General features: G+C 45.7%; 15 protein-coding genes. 2 read left to right on the top strand and 13 right to left on the bottom strand.

The annotated features are described in order from the left end of the window. Positions 1 to 243, bottom strand: a 243-nt coding sequence (locus tag Xedl_RS41215; protein WP_143187396.1) for a transposase, incomplete at its 3' end; no start/stop codon positions are given. 115 nt (positions 244 to 358) lie between these two features. Next, the gene (gene mutT / locus Xedl_RS41210; RefSeq protein ID WP_074023014.1) at positions 359 to 760 is read right to left on the bottom strand and encodes an 8-oxo-dGTP diphosphatase MutT; all 402 of its coding nucleotides are present in this window, start codon (positions 758 to 760) and stop codon (positions 359 to 361) included. Between the two features lie 229 nt (positions 761 to 989). Here mutT and Xedl_RS41205 point away from each other — a divergent pair, with 229 nt between their 5' ends. After that, positions 990 to 2,573: an ATP-binding cassette domain-containing protein gene (locus Xedl_RS41205; RefSeq protein ID WP_074023013.1), complete on the top strand. Its 1,584-nt coding sequence runs from the start codon at positions 990 to 992 to the stop codon at positions 2,571 to 2,573. Positions 2,574 to 2,688: 115 nt separating this feature from the next. Here the strand turns inward: Xedl_RS41205 and secA are convergent, their stop codons facing one another. Both secA and secM read right to left on the bottom strand, forming a co-directional pair. Continuing rightward, positions 2,689 to 5,397 carry a preprotein translocase subunit SecA gene (gene secA, locus Xedl_RS41200; protein WP_074023012.1) on the bottom strand — a complete coding sequence of 903 codons (2,709 nt, stop codon included), beginning with the start codon at positions 5,395 to 5,397 and terminating at the stop codon, positions 2,689 to 2,691. Between the two features lie 95 nt (positions 5,398 to 5,492). Beyond that, the gene (secM, locus tag Xedl_RS41195) at positions 5,493 to 6,044 is read right to left on the bottom strand and encodes a secA translation cis-regulator SecM (RefSeq protein WP_074023011.1); all 552 of its coding nucleotides are present in this window, start codon (positions 6,042 to 6,044) and stop codon (positions 5,493 to 5,495) included. 37 nt (positions 6,045 to 6,081) lie between these two features. Between secM and Xedl_RS41190 the strand changes: the two genes are divergently transcribed. Next, a complete protein-coding gene (locus Xedl_RS41190; protein ID WP_074023010.1) occupies positions 6,082 to 6,618 on the top strand; it encodes a DUF721 domain-containing protein in 537 nt (178 codons plus the stop codon). Positions 6,619 to 6,722: 104 nt separating this feature from the next. On the opposite strand, the gene lpxC is transcribed toward Xedl_RS41190, so the two are convergent. The 9 genes from lpxC to murD form a co-directional block, all read right to left on the bottom strand. Continuing rightward, positions 6,723 to 7,640 (bottom strand): UDP-3-O-acyl-N-acetylglucosamine deacetylase, encoded by a 918-nt coding sequence (gene lpxC / locus Xedl_RS41185; protein WP_074023009.1) that lies wholly within the window; start codon positions 7,638 to 7,640, stop codon positions 6,723 to 6,725. A 99-nt stretch (positions 7,641 to 7,739) separates the two neighbouring features. Next, positions 7,740 to 8,903, bottom strand: a complete 1,164-nt coding sequence (gene ftsZ / locus Xedl_RS41180; protein WP_074023008.1) for a cell division protein FtsZ — start codon at positions 8,901 to 8,903, stop codon at positions 7,740 to 7,742. Between the two features lie 66 nt (positions 8,904 to 8,969). Next, the gene (gene ftsA / locus Xedl_RS41175; RefSeq protein ID WP_074023066.1) at positions 8,970 to 10,226 is read right to left on the bottom strand and encodes a cell division protein FtsA; all 1,257 of its coding nucleotides are present in this window, start codon (positions 10,224 to 10,226) and stop codon (positions 8,970 to 8,972) included. A gap of 32 nt (positions 10,227 to 10,258) precedes the next feature. Further along, positions 10,259 to 11,074: a cell division protein FtsQ gene (gene ftsQ / locus Xedl_RS41170; RefSeq protein ID WP_074023007.1), complete on the bottom strand. Its 816-nt coding sequence runs from the start codon at positions 11,072 to 11,074 to the stop codon at positions 10,259 to 10,261. 1 nt (position 11,075) lies between these two features. Continuing rightward, on the bottom strand, positions 11,076 to 11,996 hold the full coding sequence (locus tag Xedl_RS41165; RefSeq protein WP_074023006.1) for a D-alanine--D-alanine ligase: 921 nt from the start codon (positions 11,994 to 11,996) through the stop codon (positions 11,076 to 11,078). Further along, positions 11,989 to 13,464 (bottom strand): UDP-N-acetylmuramate--L-alanine ligase, encoded by a 1,476-nt coding sequence (gene murC / locus Xedl_RS41160; protein WP_074023005.1) that lies wholly within the window; start codon positions 13,462 to 13,464, stop codon positions 11,989 to 11,991. Before murC ends, Xedl_RS41165 begins: the two co-directional genes overlap by 8 nt. Positions 13,465 to 13,515: 51 nt before the next feature. After that, complete coding sequence (gene murG, locus Xedl_RS41155; RefSeq protein WP_074023004.1) at positions 13,516 to 14,586, bottom strand: undecaprenyldiphospho-muramoylpentapeptide beta-N-acetylglucosaminyltransferase; 1,071 nt, start codon at positions 14,584 to 14,586, stop codon at positions 13,516 to 13,518. Beyond that, on the bottom strand, positions 14,583 to 15,776 hold the full coding sequence (gene ftsW / locus Xedl_RS41150; RefSeq protein WP_074023003.1) for a cell division protein FtsW: 1,194 nt from the start codon (positions 15,774 to 15,776) through the stop codon (positions 14,583 to 14,585). The genes murG and ftsW overlap by 4 nt, the downstream gene beginning before the upstream one ends. After that, positions 15,776 to 17,086: a UDP-N-acetylmuramoyl-L-alanine--D-glutamate ligase gene (gene murD, locus Xedl_RS41145; protein WP_074023065.1), complete on the bottom strand. Its 1,311-nt coding sequence runs from the start codon at positions 17,084 to 17,086 to the stop codon at positions 15,776 to 15,778. Before murD ends, ftsW begins: the two co-directional genes overlap by 1 nt. Positions 17,087 to 17,098: the final 12 nt, after the last annotated feature.

Below are 17,098 nucleotides of genomic sequence, written 5' to 3'. Positions count from 1 at the left end.
AGATAACAATTTGAATAATAGCTCAAAAACCCCTTTTTTTGACCAGGCATTGAAACGCTTAAAAAGGGTATTCCATTTTCCGAATTCCTCGGGTAAATCTCGCCACGGACATCCCGTTCTCATTCGATAAAGTATCCCTTCGAAAGTTAGGTAATGTTCTTCTTTGTAGTAAATGAATCCATGTTGTTGCATCAATACAGCTAGCGTATTCCATAAAGATTTTGATAACATTGTTCTTGGCATGATGAGCTGGAGTAATGGTTTTTTCGCGAAGACAATGATACCAGATCATCATGCTGTTCAAATTCCCCTCACAAAACGTCAACACGCCCTACCCTAATTTATTAAAAATTCTTTATCAAGAACCATGTTGGGTTAGAAAGCTGACAATACTACGATTCGCCGGAGGAAATTCATCAGCAATTAATTCTGATTGTAAAACCCAACGGGAAGGTTGCCCTTCTTTACCAAACGGCTCGTTTTCCCATTCATCGACCAGAAAAAAATCAAGAATGATGCTTCTATCAGGAAAATCATGTTTGATGGTGTCAATTAATTCACAATGCGTTACCGTGATCCCAACTTCTTCCTTTAATTCTCTAATCAATGCTTGTTCAGATGTTTCTCCCTGTTCAAGTTTCCCCCCTGGGAACTCCCAAAAGCCGCCCATATGTGAATCAGCCCTACGCTGAGTAATAAAAATTTCATTATTGCTATTTTTAATGATGCCTGCTGCAATATGCAGATGTTTTTTTTCCATAATCATTTTCTTACAGTGTATTATTCAACTTAACTAACTATCTCTTGCAGATTACATTAGAATGAGTTTAAGCCGCAAATTTGTATTTCATGCAAAGTGTAATCGCTTTTTATTACCAATTACCTCTCAGGAAAAAACAAATCATGTGAAAACAAGCTGTAAACAGTGGCAGAAATTAATTGGCAAATAGATTGAAATGACTATTTTAAGAATTAAGGAAGCACGGTTTATGCTAAATGATGTTCAATCATTGATCGAAGCACGGCAAATCGCCTATCAATTCTCTGGTGAAACAACACCTCTGTTTTCTGATATCAATATATTTTTAAATGCAGAACAACATGCGTTAGTTGGACGCAATGGTATTGGTAAATCCTGGCTGGCATCAATATTGGCACAGCAGATCCTTCCCACAGAAGGCAGTGTAAGACATTTTTGTGAGGTGGGTTATTTGTCACAAGGCCTAACACCTTTTGCCGGTCATACCGCTGATCTGCTGGGATTAACCAAAATCATGAGAGCCAATGAACGTGTTCTGGCGGGAGTGGGTGACGAAGCAGATTTTGATGCTATGGAAGGAAACTGGGATTGGCAATTTCAAACTGAGTCTTTATTGGCAGAAGGTGAACTCAACCCAAACATATTAAATCAACCTTTTAATTCCTTGAGCGGCGGAGAACAAACACGGATCAGGTTGTTGGCACTGAAACGTCAAGGCGCAGGTTTTATGATTCTGGATGAACCAAGCAATCACCTTGACCGACAAGGCCGCCTGTGGCTGGTTCAATGGCTAAGTGATTTTGCGGGCGGCATTTTACTGGTTACCCATGATACCCAACTATTACAGCATGTATCGGTTATTTACGAACTCAACGGATTAGGGTTATCCCGCAGTATTGGTGGATGGGAAACCTGGTTAGAAAGTAAAGAACAACTACGGCTAGGTGTTCAACGTGAAGTGGATCAAACCAGAAAAAATCTAAAAAAAGCCTTACGTGATAAACAAAAAGATCATGAGCTGGCTAGCAAAAGGCAAAGTCAGGGGAAGCAACGGCGGGAAAATGCCAATCAGGCTACAATCCTTCTTGATCACGCATTAGGACGCTCAGAAGCAACATTATCACGGATAGCAAAACAGAATGAAGAGCGATTGCAACGCAGCTCTTCATTAGTCACAGAAGCCAGAGCAAAACTCGAAATTATCGATCCGCTGTCAATCACTGTTGCGACTCCACAAACAGCAACTTCTCCGTTACTTTATCTTCAGGATGTCATTCTGCCCTTCGGCTCCGGCACTCCCATCAGTTTAACCGTCAATAATGGCGATCGGATCGCTATCACAGGTAAAAATGGCAGCGGAAAATCCACCTTATTAAAGGTAATGACGGGTTCACTGGTTCCGAAACAGGGTATCTGTCGTATCACTCCTTCACACAGTCTGATGGATCAACATTTTTCATTCCTTGATAAAAACCAATCTGCATTGCATAACTTTCAATTACAGTCACCAGGCTGGACAGAAGATCGTTACCGTACTCGGTTGGCACAATTGCGTATTCGCGGTGAGGAAGCCTTGAAACCTGTCGGTTATCTCAGTGGCGGAGAACAACTTAAAGTCGCGCTGGCTTGCCTGTTTTGTGGGCCATATGCTCCTGCCCTGTTGTTATTGGATGAACCCGATAACCATCTGGATATTGAATCACGCGAACTGTTGCAAAAAGCACTACATGGTTATACGGGGGCGATGGTACTTATTTCCCACGACGATAAATTCATTGAAAATGTAGGCAATATGCAGGAACTCATATTATGACAAAACCCTCAAATCTATATCTTAAAAGATAAGATCTAAGGGTTTTCGTTAAATTAACCCGTGCCAATGGTAATTTCCCACTGGCACGGTTTTTTTGCTTATAAACTCAATCTACTTATAAGCGACCGTGGCAATGCTTATATTTTTTACCAGAACCACATGGGCAAGGATCATTGCGTCCAACTTTACGCTCCCCCGTTGCCACTTGGGCCTCGGCTTTTGACATCAACGCGCCTTGTTCAACTTCATGGCTCAAATGTTGTTGTCTTGCCAAACGCTCAGCTTCCTCACGACGCTGCTGTTCAAGCGCCTCAACTTCTTCCGGCATTCTAACCTGCACTTTGCTCAAGGTACTGATCACTTCATATTTCAGTGATTCCAGCATATTGGCAAACATGGCAAAAGATTCGCGTTTGTACTCTTGTTTTGGATCTTTCTGGGCGTAACCACGCAAGTGAATACCTTGGCGTAGGTAATCCATCGCGGCCAGATGCTCTTTCCACAATGTATCCAGGGTTTGCAGCATGATGCCTTTTTCAAAGTTACGCATCATTTCTGCACCGACAATTTCTTCTTTTTGCTTATAAACTTCTATCGCCTTCTCAAGAATACGTTCACGTAATGTTTCTTCGTGCAATTCAGGCTCTTTATCCAACCACTCTTTAACTGGCAGGTTCAAATCGAAATCGTTGCTTAAACGTTCTTGCAACCCTTCAACATCCCACATTTCTTCCAGTGATTGCGGTGGAATGTAAGCATCAATTGTTGTCTTAAAGACATCTTCGCGGATGCTGGTGATGGTTTCGCTAACATCACTCACATCAAGCAAGTCGTTACGTTGAGCATAAATTGCCCGGCGCTGATCGTTGGCAACATCATCATATTCCAACAACTGCTTACGGATATCAAAGTTACGGCTCTCAACTTTACGCTGAGCATTCGCAATCGCTTTAGTCACCCATGGGTGCTCAATGGCTTCCCCTGGCTGCATACCAAGTTTACGCATCATGCCGGTCACTCGATCGGAAGCAAAAATACGCATCAAGGAGTCTTCCATTGAGAGGTAGAAACGTGAAGAACCCGCATCACCCTGACGTCCCGCACGACCACGTAATTGGTTATCAATACGGCGTGATTCATGACGTTCTGTACCGACAATATGTAAGCCACCTGCGGCCAATACCGCATCATGGCGCTCTTGCCATTCTGCCTTGATTTTCTCGATTTGTGCTTCAGTTGGCGCTTCCAATTTAGCGATGTCCGCCTGCCAACTTCCTCCCAACATGATATCTGTACCACGTCCCGCCATGTTGGTTGCAATCGTCACGGTTCCAGCCTGACCCGCCTGCGCGATGATGTCAGCTTCCATTGCATGGAATTTTGCGTTCAAGACGTTATGTACAATGCCCGCTTTCGTTAATGCGTTAGACACCAATTCCGATTTCTCAATTGAGATTGTCCCCACTAAAACAGGCTGACCACTGCTTGTCCGCGCTCTGATGTCTTCAATGATCGCCTCAATTTTTTCCGCTTCTGTCATATAGACCAGATCCGAGAGATCCTGACGAACCATTGGGCGATTAGTTGGAATGACAATGGTATCTAGTTTATAAATGGATCTGAATTCAAAGGCTTCTGTATCGGCGGTTCCTGTCATCCCTGCCAATTTTTCGTATATACGGAAATAGTTCTGGAATGTGATTGAAGCCAGCGTCTGGTTTTCATTCTGAATCTCGACACTTTCTTTCGCTTCCACAGCCTGGTGCAAGCCATCAGACCAACGACGTCCTTGCATAGTACGACCGGTATGTTCATCAACGATGATGACCTCGCCTTCTTTAACGATATAGTCAACATCACGGGTAAACAGGGCATGAGCGCGCAGAGCGGCTGTCACATGGTGCATCAGCATGATATTGGTCGGTGAATATAAGGATTCGCCTTCATCCATCAATTTGGCATCCACCAATAACTCTTCAATTAATACCAGGCCACGCTCTGTCAGGTTGACTTGACGGGTTTTTTCATCAACAGAGAAATGTCCTTCCCCTTGGAAGGTATCTGAATCCTCTTTTTCCTGACGAACCAGTTTCGGGATCAGCTTATCTACTTTGATATAAAGCTCAGAGCTGTCTTCCGCAGGTCCTGAAATAATCAGTGGGGTACGAGCTTCGTCAATCAGAATCGAGTCAACTTCGTCCACCAACGCATAGTGTAATTTGCGTTGGACTCGCTCTTCTGGACTAAATGCCATATTGTCACGCAAATAGTCAAAGCCAAACTCATTGTTAGTACCGTAAGTGATATCCGCAGCATAAGCTTCACGTTTTGCCGGCGCTGGCATACCCGGTAAGTTAATGCCGACACTCAAACCAAGAAATTCAAACAGTGGGCGGTTATTTTCAGCATCGCGCTGTGCCAGATAATCGTTCACGGTCACAATATGAACGCCTTTGCCACTAAGGGCATTCAGATAAGCTGGTAATGTTGCGGTTAATGTCTTACCTTCACCAGTACGCATCTCTGCTATGCAGCGTTCATTCAAGACCATGCCACCTAACAACTGTACATCAAAGTGGCGCATACCAAATACACGTTTACTGGCTTCACGCACCGTAGCGAACGCTTCTGGCAAAATTTTATCCAGTGATTCACCCTCTTTTAAACGGGCACGAAATTGTTCTGTTTTCGCTTTCAGTTCTTCATCAGAGAGTTTTTCACAGTCCGGCTCCATACAGTTGATTTCATCAACCACTTTGCGCAAACGGCGCAAGGTACGATCATTACGGCTACCAAAAATCTTTGTCAGTAATTTAATCAGCATAATTAGTACATCTCAGATAGGGCTATTGTTGTAGCCAATCAATCATTTTATTAAAAATTGTCTTATTACACTTAGATTGAAATAAGACAGTAGTATTAAAGCAAAAATAGATGATTGAGCGTTGGCCCTGCTCTAATTCCCTGTATTTTAGCGACCCAGAGAGCTGGAGTATGGGTATCAGGAAGCACCACATCTGCCATCGCAACATTTGAGATAATTTCAAATGGGGCAGGTGATTGTGTCAACATAGCATGCAACGTATCCAGCATAAGTCGTTGCATAGATGGAGAAGAAATCCGGGTACTTTCTTTTGCTTCTTCGTACTTGACGGGCTCAACAACCGAAAAAGCAAAAGAAAGTTGGCGGATCACATTACGGACGGCATGTTGCTGCCAGTAATTTAAATAATTAGCTGGTTGACGCTGAACACTTTTTAATTGAAGTAAATGTAATTTAAATAGGTGCTCAAAAGAGGAAAGTGTTTGATGGCGGCAGCCTTGGGCAGATGAAGCATTTGTATGATGCAAGCCTTCTGCCACTCCAGCGAAAACAGTAGGAACACCAATTCCTGTCGCAACTATGCCCAGTAAAAGGTGAGACCAAAAATAACGCCTACCAAATTGTCGCCAAAGATTTAAAATACTCATTAATCCTTCATTAATAAATACTGGAACTGCCCCTATTATGCGAGATAGCCGCCCACAATCACTGGATAAGCTGTTTGAAGACGCGGCAACTGTCGGAAAAAGCCCACTTCAACTCATTCAACAACATGCAATCGCATTATTGAAACTCAACCGAGCCGTTCTCAGTTTGCTTCCTGCACAATTGCACCCGTGGTGCAGGGTTGCCAATTATCGCAAACAAATTCTGGTACTGGAAGCAGGAAATGCCAGTTGGATGACTCGGCTGCGTTATGAAATTCCTGTCTTATTGTCTACATTGAGGAGCGAAATTCTACCATCTTTATCCTCAATCGACATCAGGATTAACCCATCATTAATGGTTAAGTGTGATAATAATGAACAAGGGTTCTCAAAATTATCAACAAAAGTATTCAGTAATGATAATCAGGAATTACCAAAGCGCCAGCTCACTCATGCAAGTGCAAAAACATTAATGATATTGGCTGAAAACAGTCCGGAAAAATTAAAAAGGAAATTGGAACGGTTGGCTGCGCTGGCCGGAGAGGATACCAGTACAGCCAAGAAGAAGCGTTAGCGCTGAATAAAAAACATCAGCGAAAGAAGCGTGACAGATAGCATAACCCATTGGTGCATCATAGGAATGTTCTCAACATTCTTTATCAATACACATGTCAGACATTATGCCAACACCAGCGATGGAGCGCGGAAAGCCAATGGCATTTCTGCTTCATCTTCAAATGTGACAAACTCCCAAGCGCTTTCCTGTGCTAAAACAGTTTGCAGTAGTTTGTTGTTTAATGCGTGACCTGATTTAAACGCAGTAAAGGCACCAATGATATTATATCCACACATAAACAGATCGCCGATGGCATCTAACATTTTATGGCGGACGAACTCATCTTCAAAACGCAAACCATCTTCATTGAGCACGCGGTAGTCATCAACCACAATCGCACAATCAAAGCTGCCACCGAGGCATAAACCTTTAGATTGTAAGTACTCAATATCGCGCATAAATCCGAATGTACGCGCACGACTAATTTGGCGAACAAACGAATCCGCAGAGAAATCGAGGCTATAGCGCTGTGTACTCGCATCAATCGCCGGATGATTAAAGTCGATGGTAAAATCCAGACTGAAACCATGATATGGCGCTAATTCCGCCCATTTATCACCGTCTTCCACACGAACACTTTCTTTCATTCGCACGAATTTCTTCGCTACATTCAGCTCTTCAATACCCGCATCCAATAACAGGAAAATAAACGGGCTAGCGCTGCCATCCATAATCGGGATCTCTGGTGCATTGACTTCAATAACAATATTGTCGATCCCTAAACCTGCCAGCGCTGCGTTCAAATGCTCAACTGTTGAAATACGCACATTATGCTCATTCACCAGACAAGTACAGAGCATAGTATCACGCACAGATTTGGCATCTGCCGGAAAATCAACCGGAGGATTCAAGTCAGTACGACGATAGATGACCCCGGTATTAGCCGGCGCTGGACGCATTGTCAGCGTGACTTTTTTACCGGTGTGCAAACCGACGCCGGTCGCTTGAACAATACGTTTTAGTGTCCTTTGTTTGATCATCGTTTATATCTCGCAATGTTACTTATCCCGCCAATCACTATAATGTATGACTGGCAGGATAGTTTAACACAAAAAGCGGAGAAGCCAATTTTTTAGCAATCAGTCAGCCTGCTTACGCAAAAATGCAGGAATATCCAGATAATCAGGCTCTTTACTCGTATGCGCATTTTGGTCATTAACGACTTTTGCTACCGTCTTATTCTCATCGGGCAATGAAGAGATTCCACCAGAGATTTGCTGGTAACGGCGCTCCATCGCGTTTGTCTGCGGAGCCTTGTTATTGGTCACCAGGGTGATTTCTGGACGTTTGTCCATACCAATACCTGTTGCTACAACGGTTACACGCAGCTCATCATTCATATCTGGATCCAGTGATGTACCGATAACCACCGTTGCATTATCCGAAGCAAATGCACGGATTGTGTTACCGACTGTTTCAAATTCATCCAAACGCAGGTCGAAGCCCGCTGTAATGTTGACCAGAACGCCACGTGCGCCAGAAAGATCAATATCTTCCAGCAATGGGCTGGAGATAGCCATCTCTGCGGCTTCTTCCGCCCGATCTTCACCTTGTGCAATACCTGATCCCATCATGGCGTAACCCATTTCCGACATCACGGTACGAACGTCAGCGAAGTCAACGTTCATCAGACCTGGGCGAGTAATCAGTTCAGCAATACCCTGAACCGCACCTTTCAGAACATCATTGGCTGCACCGAATGCATCCAACAGGGAAATGCCTCGTCCCAGGACTTTCAGTAACTTGTCATTTGGAATAGTGATCAGTGAGTCCACATGCTTGGACAGTTCAGTGATCCCTTGTTCCGCGAAGGCCATACGTTTTTTGCCTTCGAAATTAAATGGCTTAGTGACAACGGCAACGGTCAAGATGCCAAGTTCTTTGGCAATTTCAGCCACAACAGGTGCGGCTCCCGTTCCTGTGCCACCACCCATACCAGCGGCAATAAACACCATATCTGCGCCTTCCAGTGCAGTACGCAGTGATTCGCGGTCTTCTTCCGCAGCAGTACGACCAACCTCAGGGTTCGCACCAGCGCCTAATCCTTTCGTAATGCCGTTGCCAATCTGGATAGTCTGACCAACAGCCGTCTTACGCAGTGCTTGAGCGTCCGTGTTAACCGCAAAGAAGTCAACGCCTTCAATACGCTCACGCACCATGTGCTCCACAGCATTACCGCCGCCGCCGCCGACGCCGATGACTTTAATCACCGCGTCGTTGGTTAATTCCAGTGGTTCAAACATAATTTCTCTCCGTTTTGTGCCTTTATATCGAGGCCGGCAACATTGTTATGGCCTCTGTATAAAAAATCAAAATTCTCTTTTCAGCCAGGTGCTGACTTTCTTAAACCAGCCACTTACTGACGTTCTTTTATCGGCATCAGAATCTCCCCCAAGGTGGGATTCTTTGCCATAATGCAGAAGTCCAACAGCAGTTGAGTAGCAAGGCTCCTGCACATAATCTGTCAATCCAGTGATGTTCAGGGGGTGGCCAATGCGAACCTGGGTATGAAACACCCGCTGAGCACACTCGGCCAGACCATCAATCTGGGCGCCTCCTCCTGTCAGGACAATCCCTGCCGCCAGGTGGTGTTTTACTCCCTGCTGCCGCAATTGCTCCTGCAATCGCAAAATTTCATCGTTCACTAAATTCAGCAGCTCGGTATAACGGGGTTCGATCACTTCAGCCAATGTTTGACGCTGCAAGCTACGAGGAGGGCGTCCTCCCACACTTGGGACTTCGACACTCTCATCCTTGCTCACTATCGAACCCAATGCGCAACCATGACGAACCTTGATGGTTTCAGCATCACTTGGAGGAGTACCAAACGCATAGGCGATATCACTGGTCACCACATTGCCTGCATAAGGAATCACCTTGGTATGGCGCAATGCACCGCCAGTATATACAGCGATATCCATCGTCCCGCCGCCGATGTCAACGACACAGACCCCCAATTCACGTTCATCTTCTGTTAACACAGCATAACTTGCTGCCAGTCCTGCAAAAATAAGTTGATCAACTTTCAACCCACAACGTTCTACAGCTTTTACGATGTTTTTCGCCATGTCGTTATGGCAGGTAATCAAGTGGACTTTCGCCTGCATACGCACGCCAGAGAGTCCAACCGGATTTTTGATCCCTTCCTGATAGTCAATCGCGTATTCCTGTGGGATCACATGCAAAATACGGTGTTCATCACGAACACGAACTGACTTAGCGGTATGGACAACACTGTCCACATCATCCTGAGTGACTTCTTCTTCCGAAACCGGCACCATGCCAATTTCGTTTTGGCAACTGATATGCTTGCCGGAAAGTGCCAGATAAACTGAAGATATCTGGCAATCCGCCATGAGTTCAGCCTGATCAATAGCACGCTGTACGCACTTGACAACCGATTCAAGATCGTTGACACCGCCTTTGTCCATGCCGCGGGATGGGCAACTTCCTACGCCGATAATATTGACCATACCATCGGGCAGAATTTCACCAACCAAGGCAGACACCTTTGCTGTACCAATTTCAAGGCCAACTACCAATTTTCTGTCCGTTGATTTGATCATCGTTATTCTGCCTGTTTCTGTATTATTACCAGTCACTGTTTTTTTTCTTGCCCGTTCATTAAAACTGGCGTATCAGTTAATAAAGGAGCCCAACCTACCGCAGCACCACTGTCATAACGTAAGTCAACATAAGCCACACGTTTTTCAGTGTTTCTCAACAACACCGGATAAAGTTCAACAAAACGTTTCATTCGTTCCATTTTATCTCGATTTCCTAGCTCTAAACGGATATCGTTATCCAATATCAGTTGCCAGGAGTTACGCGCTGTCATGATCACTGCCTTAAGTTTCATCTGGTGTTTTTCAAGAAAAGCTGCCATTGTGTGGTATTCACTCAATGCGTCCTCTTCTTTGCCTTCCGGTCCATACAACATCGGATACTGCCCATTTGCACTGCGCTCTATAGGTAAGCTAAATACCCGACCTTCAGCATCTAACAATTGGGTATCATTCCAGCGCGCATAAGGCACGTATTCTACCAGATGTATTTTAAGTTCATCAGGCCATTGTTTCCGAACAGTGACCTGCCGGATCCACGGCAGTTGTTCAATCTTTTCCTGAATGACGTTGACATCCTGAGTCATAAATGTTCCGGGAGATCCCAGAAACAAAATAGCCTGCCTTACATCATCATTTGTGGTGTAATGGCGTTCACCAGTCAGTACCAGCTTTGAGAGCGGTAATCTGCTAGGATCTTTCATCCAGTCCAGCGTCATCCAGCCTCCCCATATGATGGTACTGACTACCATCAAGAAGAAGGCAATCCCTGCCAGATAGTAACCATTACTGGGACGAGATCCCTGCGCTTCCCCCCCCTGCTCCCGGCTATTTCGGGCTGCCTGCGACATATTAATCAGCCAGCTCCAAAATTCTCGCTACGAGTTGAGAAAAACTTAATCCAGCCTGACGCGCAGCGGTTGGCACAAGGCTATGGCTGGTCATGCCAGGGGAAGTATTCGCTTCCAATAGATAGAAATTACCATTCCCATCATCCATGATATCGACTCGCCCCCAACCATGACATCCCAGCGCCTTATATGCTTTTAAGGCGATATCTAATAGCTCTTGCTCTCTTTCCGCACTCAAGCCGCTTGGACAAAAATATTGCGTTTGGTTGGAAATATATTTCGCATCGTAATCATAAAAGGTGTTTGAAGCCTGAATACGGATAGAAGGAAGCGCCTCATCACCCAAAAATCCGACGGTATATTCAGGGCCAAACAGCCATTTTTCAACCAATACGTCAGTATCGTATTTAAATGCCAGCTCCAAGGCGTCACGCAATTCAGCATATTCATTCACCTTGGTCATCCCTACACTGGAGCCTTCCAGATTCGGTTTAATCATTAATGGCAAACCTAATTCTTGAACATACTCTTTGAGTTGAAAATCATTAACTTGTTCAAATTTTAGAGAATTAATTACGACATAAGGTGAAATAGGCAGTTTTGCTCCCTGCCAGAGTTGTTTTGTGCGCAATTTGTCCATTGACAAGGCAGATGCCATTACTCCGCTGCCGGTATAAGGAATTTGCAAAAATTCCAGCAAACCTTGCAACGTACCATCTTCACCACCGCGACCATGCAGTGCGATAAAGACTTTATTGAATCCTTCCTCTTTGAGTTTAGTCACATCAAAGTCTTTTGTATCAACTGAATAAGCATTAATGCCCGCTTCTTTCAGCCCTGCCACAACCGCATGTCCTGATTGCAATGACACTTCGCGTTCAGCGGAAGTTCCGCCCAACAGAACAGCAACTTTATCAACCATGATGTCCTCCCTCATAAAAAGATGGCTGCAATTTTGTTTCAGCCAAATTGCGCGCTATTTTACCGATATTACCGGCACCCTGTACCAAAACTAAGTCATTGTTTTCTATTACCTGTGACAGGATGATTGAAACTTGTTCAGGTTCTGATACAAAAATCGGCTCCAACTTGCCACGACTGCGGATAGTACGGCATAAAGAACGGCTATCCGCGCCTGGGATCGGCGTTTCACCTGCGGCATACACATCCAACATTAATAGAACATCTACCTGACTCAGAACATTGGCAAAATCATCATATAAATCACGCGTTCTTGTATAACGGTGTGGCTGGAATACCATGACAATGCGTTTATCCCCCCAACCCGCTCGTGCCGCTTTAATCGTGGCATCAACTTCTGTTGGGTGATGGCCATAATCATCGACCAACATCACGCTACCTTCTTTGCCATTGATATGTTTAAGCGGAAAATTCCCCAGAAAATCAAAGCGGCGTCCAGTTCCCTGAAACTCGGCCAGAGAAGCCAGAATAGCAGTATCATCAATGCCTTCTTCTGTTGCCACTGCAACCGCGGCAGTTGCATTCAGCGCATTGTGGCGGCCAGGGGCATTTAACACGACATGTAAATCCGGCAAATCCAATCGGCTGATAGTGAAAAATCCCTGAGCGCCTTTTTGCTCATAATGGGTAATACGGACGTCTGCTTCCGCACTGAAACCATAGGTCGTGATATAACGCCCAATGCGGGGAATCAGCTCTTTCACGACAGGGTCGTCAATACACATAATCGCACGCCCATAAAATGGCAGGTTATGCAGGAAGTTAACGAATGTTTGCTTTAAGTTTTCAAAGTCCCCTTGGTAAGTATCCATGTGGTCGGCTTCAATATTGGTGACAACCGCCATCATGGGCTGCAAGTGCAAGAATGAAGCATCACTTTCATCTGCTTCTGCAATCAGATAGCGGCTGCTACCTAATCGAGCATGTGTACCTGCCGCTTTGACCAACCCACCATTCACAAATGTAGGATCAAGGCCTGCCTGTGCATAAATGCCAGCAATCATTGCCGTCGTCGTGGTTTTTCCATGCGTTCCCGCAATAGCGATACCGTGGCGATAACGCATCAGTTCTGCCAGCATTTCCGCACGGCGGATAACGGGTATCCTCGCTTCACGTGCAGCCACAATTTCGGGGTTTTCTGCCGAAATAGCCGTGGATGCTACGACTACGCTAGCGTCCCGCACATTTTCTGGACGGTGATTAAAATAAATAGTTGCACCCAGTGCAATCAATTGCTGTGTGACAGAATTGGGTGCCAGATCAGAACCACTTATCTGATAACCTTCATTAGCCAACACCTCGGCGATACCACCCATGCCAGCACCACCGATGCCAACAAAGTGGATATGCCTGACTTTTCTCATTTCAGGCACTGAAGCTCTTAATTTCGCCAACTGTTGTGTATTCACGTTTTAATCTTCACTCGTTATGTTTACATCACCGTTCTACCTGGAACGGTATTAATGATTCTCTACAGCATCAATCAATGCTGCTGCTACACGCTCAGTTGCATTAATAATGGCTACTGAGCGTGCTTTTTCTGCCATTTCCAGCAATTGTGGACGTTGCCACTGAGTTAATAGACCTACGACAGCATCAACTGTAAATTCGGGCTGTTCGAGTATCTTTGCGGCACCCGCTTTTTCCAGAGGCAAGGCATTCCAATATTGCTGGCGATCTTTATGCTGGAAAGGAACAAAAATCGCCGGTAAGCCTGCGGCGGAAACTTCACTCACCGTAAGTGCACCGGAACGGCATACGACAATATCAGCCCATGCATAAGCATGCGCCATATCATCAATAAATTCAGTCACTTTGAATTCAGATTTAACTGAATTTTCATATTGTTTCTGCGTCTCTTCTCTGGCGCCCTTGCCTGCCTGATGCCATAAAGTGATTTTATCGCCCAAGCGGGCAGCTACTTCTGGCATAGTTTGGTTCAGGATCCTGGCGCCTTGACTACCGCCAACGACTAGCACCCGAACAGCTCCTACACGCCCAGCCAAACGCTGCATGGGTTCTGGCAGTGCCAATACATCTTCCCTTACGGGATTACCAACAACCGGCACGCCAGGGAATGCGCCTGGAAATGCCTGTAAAACTGTTTTGGCAATTTTGGCTAACCAACGATTAGTCAATCCCGCAATGCCATTTTGCTCATGCAATACTACCGGAATGCCACACAACCATGCCGCGATCCCACCTGGCCCAGAGACATATCCTCCCATTCCCAGCACAACATCGGGCTGATAACGGCGCATAATGGCTTTTGCCTGTCGAATAGCCTTAAAAATTCTCATTGGGGCTGCAAGTAACGCTTTAATTCCCTTGCCCCGCAAACCTGAAATCTGAATAAATTCGATATCAATGCCATGTTTCGGAACTAAATCAGCTTCCATGCGATCCGCAGTTCCCAACCAGCGAATATCCCACCCCAGCTCTTTTAAATGGTGGGCAACGGCCAGTCCTGGGAACACATGCCCCCCCGTACCACCAGCCATCACCATCAAACGCCGGTTTTTGCCACTCATTTAGGGCTCCTTACAAACGCCTGTGCTTTTGCCAGACGGACTTCATAATCAATTCGCAATAACAAGACGATGGCCGTTGACATCACGATCAAACTAGAGCCACCGTAACTGACTAAAGGTAATGTTAATCCCTTCGTTGGCAACATACCTGCCGCCGCACCAACGTTAATGAACGCCTGAAAGCTGAACCATATGCCGATTGCACAAGCTAAAAAACCAGAAAATCGTTGATTAAGCTGCAATGCCCGACGGCCGATCATCATGGCGCGGAAAGCGACGAAGAATACCATTGCCAACACTAAAACCACACCGAAATAACCCAATTCTTCGGCCAGAATGGAGAAAATAAAATCAGTATGGGCTTCCGGCAGGTATTCAAGTTTCTGGACTGAATTTCCCAGTCCTTGCCCAAAGAAATCGCCACGACCAAATGCCATTAACGATTGGGTTAACTGATAACCACTGCCAAAAGGATCTTCCCACGGATTCAGGAAAGAGGTCACCCTGCGTATACGATAAGGTTCAGCAACAATCAGTACGCACACGGCAAATATTCCGCAGCCAATAATGGCAAGAAACTGCCACAATTTCGCGCCTGCCAGAAACAGTAGAGCCAATGTCGTCACAAATAACACAACCACGGTCCCCAAATCGGGCTGTGCCAACAACAAAATTGCCAATGCAACCATGACACCCATCGGTTTGAAAAATCCCCAGAAGTTGTTTCTGACTTCCTCAACTTTTCTAACCAGATAGCTGGAGAGATAACAAAAGAGTGATAGTTTCGATAATTCTGCCGGCTGAATGCGTAATGGGCCAATCGCTACCCAACGTGATGCCCCATTAACTGAACTCCCCACAAACAGCACCACAACCAGCATCATGATTGTGACTAATAACATGGCATTGCTGTAACGCAGCCAGAAGTTCATCGGAATACGCAGCGTAATCAGGGACAGGAAAAAACACAGCGACAAATAAATGGCATCACGTCGTGCAAAGATAAAGGGATCCTGGGCAAGACGTTGACCAACAGGCATTGATGCCGACGTTACCATGACAAAGCCAATCACAGCCAACCCTAATATCATCCAGACCAGGGTACGATCATACATAACGGTATCTGTGGCATCGGCCTCCACATTTCCCGCCAACCAAGTTTTAAATTTACCAAGGCCTGGAATGGTCATCAGCCTAACTCCTCTGCCAAACGAGCAAATTCATGACCACGATGTTCAAAGCTGTTGAACTGATCGAAGCTGGCACAAGCGGGTGACAGTAATACCATGTCGCCAGAAACCAGCTTGGGTGCAATTTCTCTCATCGCCTGTTCCATTGTTTCCGTCAGTGTTGCAATTTCCGGGCGCAATTGTGCTAATTGTTCCCCGTCACGACCAAAACAGTAAAGACGAACATGTTCCCCCGATATATAAGGTTTCAGTGGGGTAAAATCCGCCGCTTTTCCATCTCCTCCCAATAAAAGATAGAGTGTCCCTTCCAGCTTCAATCCACTCAGTGCCGCTTGGGTGCTGCCAACATTGGTTGCCTTAGAATCATTCACCCAACGAATTCTGTTCCTCATGTGGATCACCTGAAAACGGTGTTCCAGCCCGGAATAAGTCCGTAACGCCTGAAGGCTGGCCACACGAGGAATGCCTATAGCGTCCGCCAGTGCTAACGCTGCCAATCCATTGGCATAGTTATGTTGTCCAGCCAACTGCATTTCACGTGTTGCCAACACAGGATGTTGATTAACCATCAGTTGTTGGTGTTCACTATCAAGCTGATAATCACCATTATCCACACCAAAACTGATACAACGGCTGTCTTTGCCTGTTTCTGGTAATGTCAGAGCATCCTGTTCATTAACCACACAAATTTTCGCTTGATGGTAAATACGCAACTTTGCTGCACGATACTGTGCCAACCCTTCGGGATAACGAACCATGTGGTCTTCGGTCACATTCAGTACCGTCGCTGCTGCGGCTTTCAGACTGTAAGTGGTTTCAAGCTGGAAACTGGACAGTTCTAGTACATAAAGTTGACAAGGCTGTTTCAGCAATTCCAGTGCAGGGATACCAATGTTGCCCCCCACACCAACCTGCCACCCTGCTTCTTTCGCCATTTCACCAAGTAGGGTGGTTACAGTGCTTTTACCATTTGAACCCGTGATGGCGACGATTGGCGCCGTCGCTTCGCGGCAAAACAGCTCAATATCACCGATAATCTCAACTCCAGCATCAGCCGCCGCTTGCAATTCAGGCGTTGCCAGCGCAAGACCTGGGCTGGCAACGATTAAATCGGCATCTATCAACCATTGTTTGTTCAGGCTGCCGGTGTGACATTCGACACTATCAGGCAGCTTATCGCTGCCTGGTGGCACTATACGGGTATCCATCACACGCGGTGTCACGCCACGTGTAATGAAAAAGTCAACGCAAGACAGACCGGTCAGCCCTAAGCCAACGATGACGACTTTTTTACCCTTATATTCTGTCATGAGACGCTCAGC

The organism is Xenorhabdus eapokensis (genome assembly GCF_001908105.1).
Note: the sequence above shows the minus strand (reverse complement) of the source record. Positions and strands in the feature narration are given on the sequence as shown.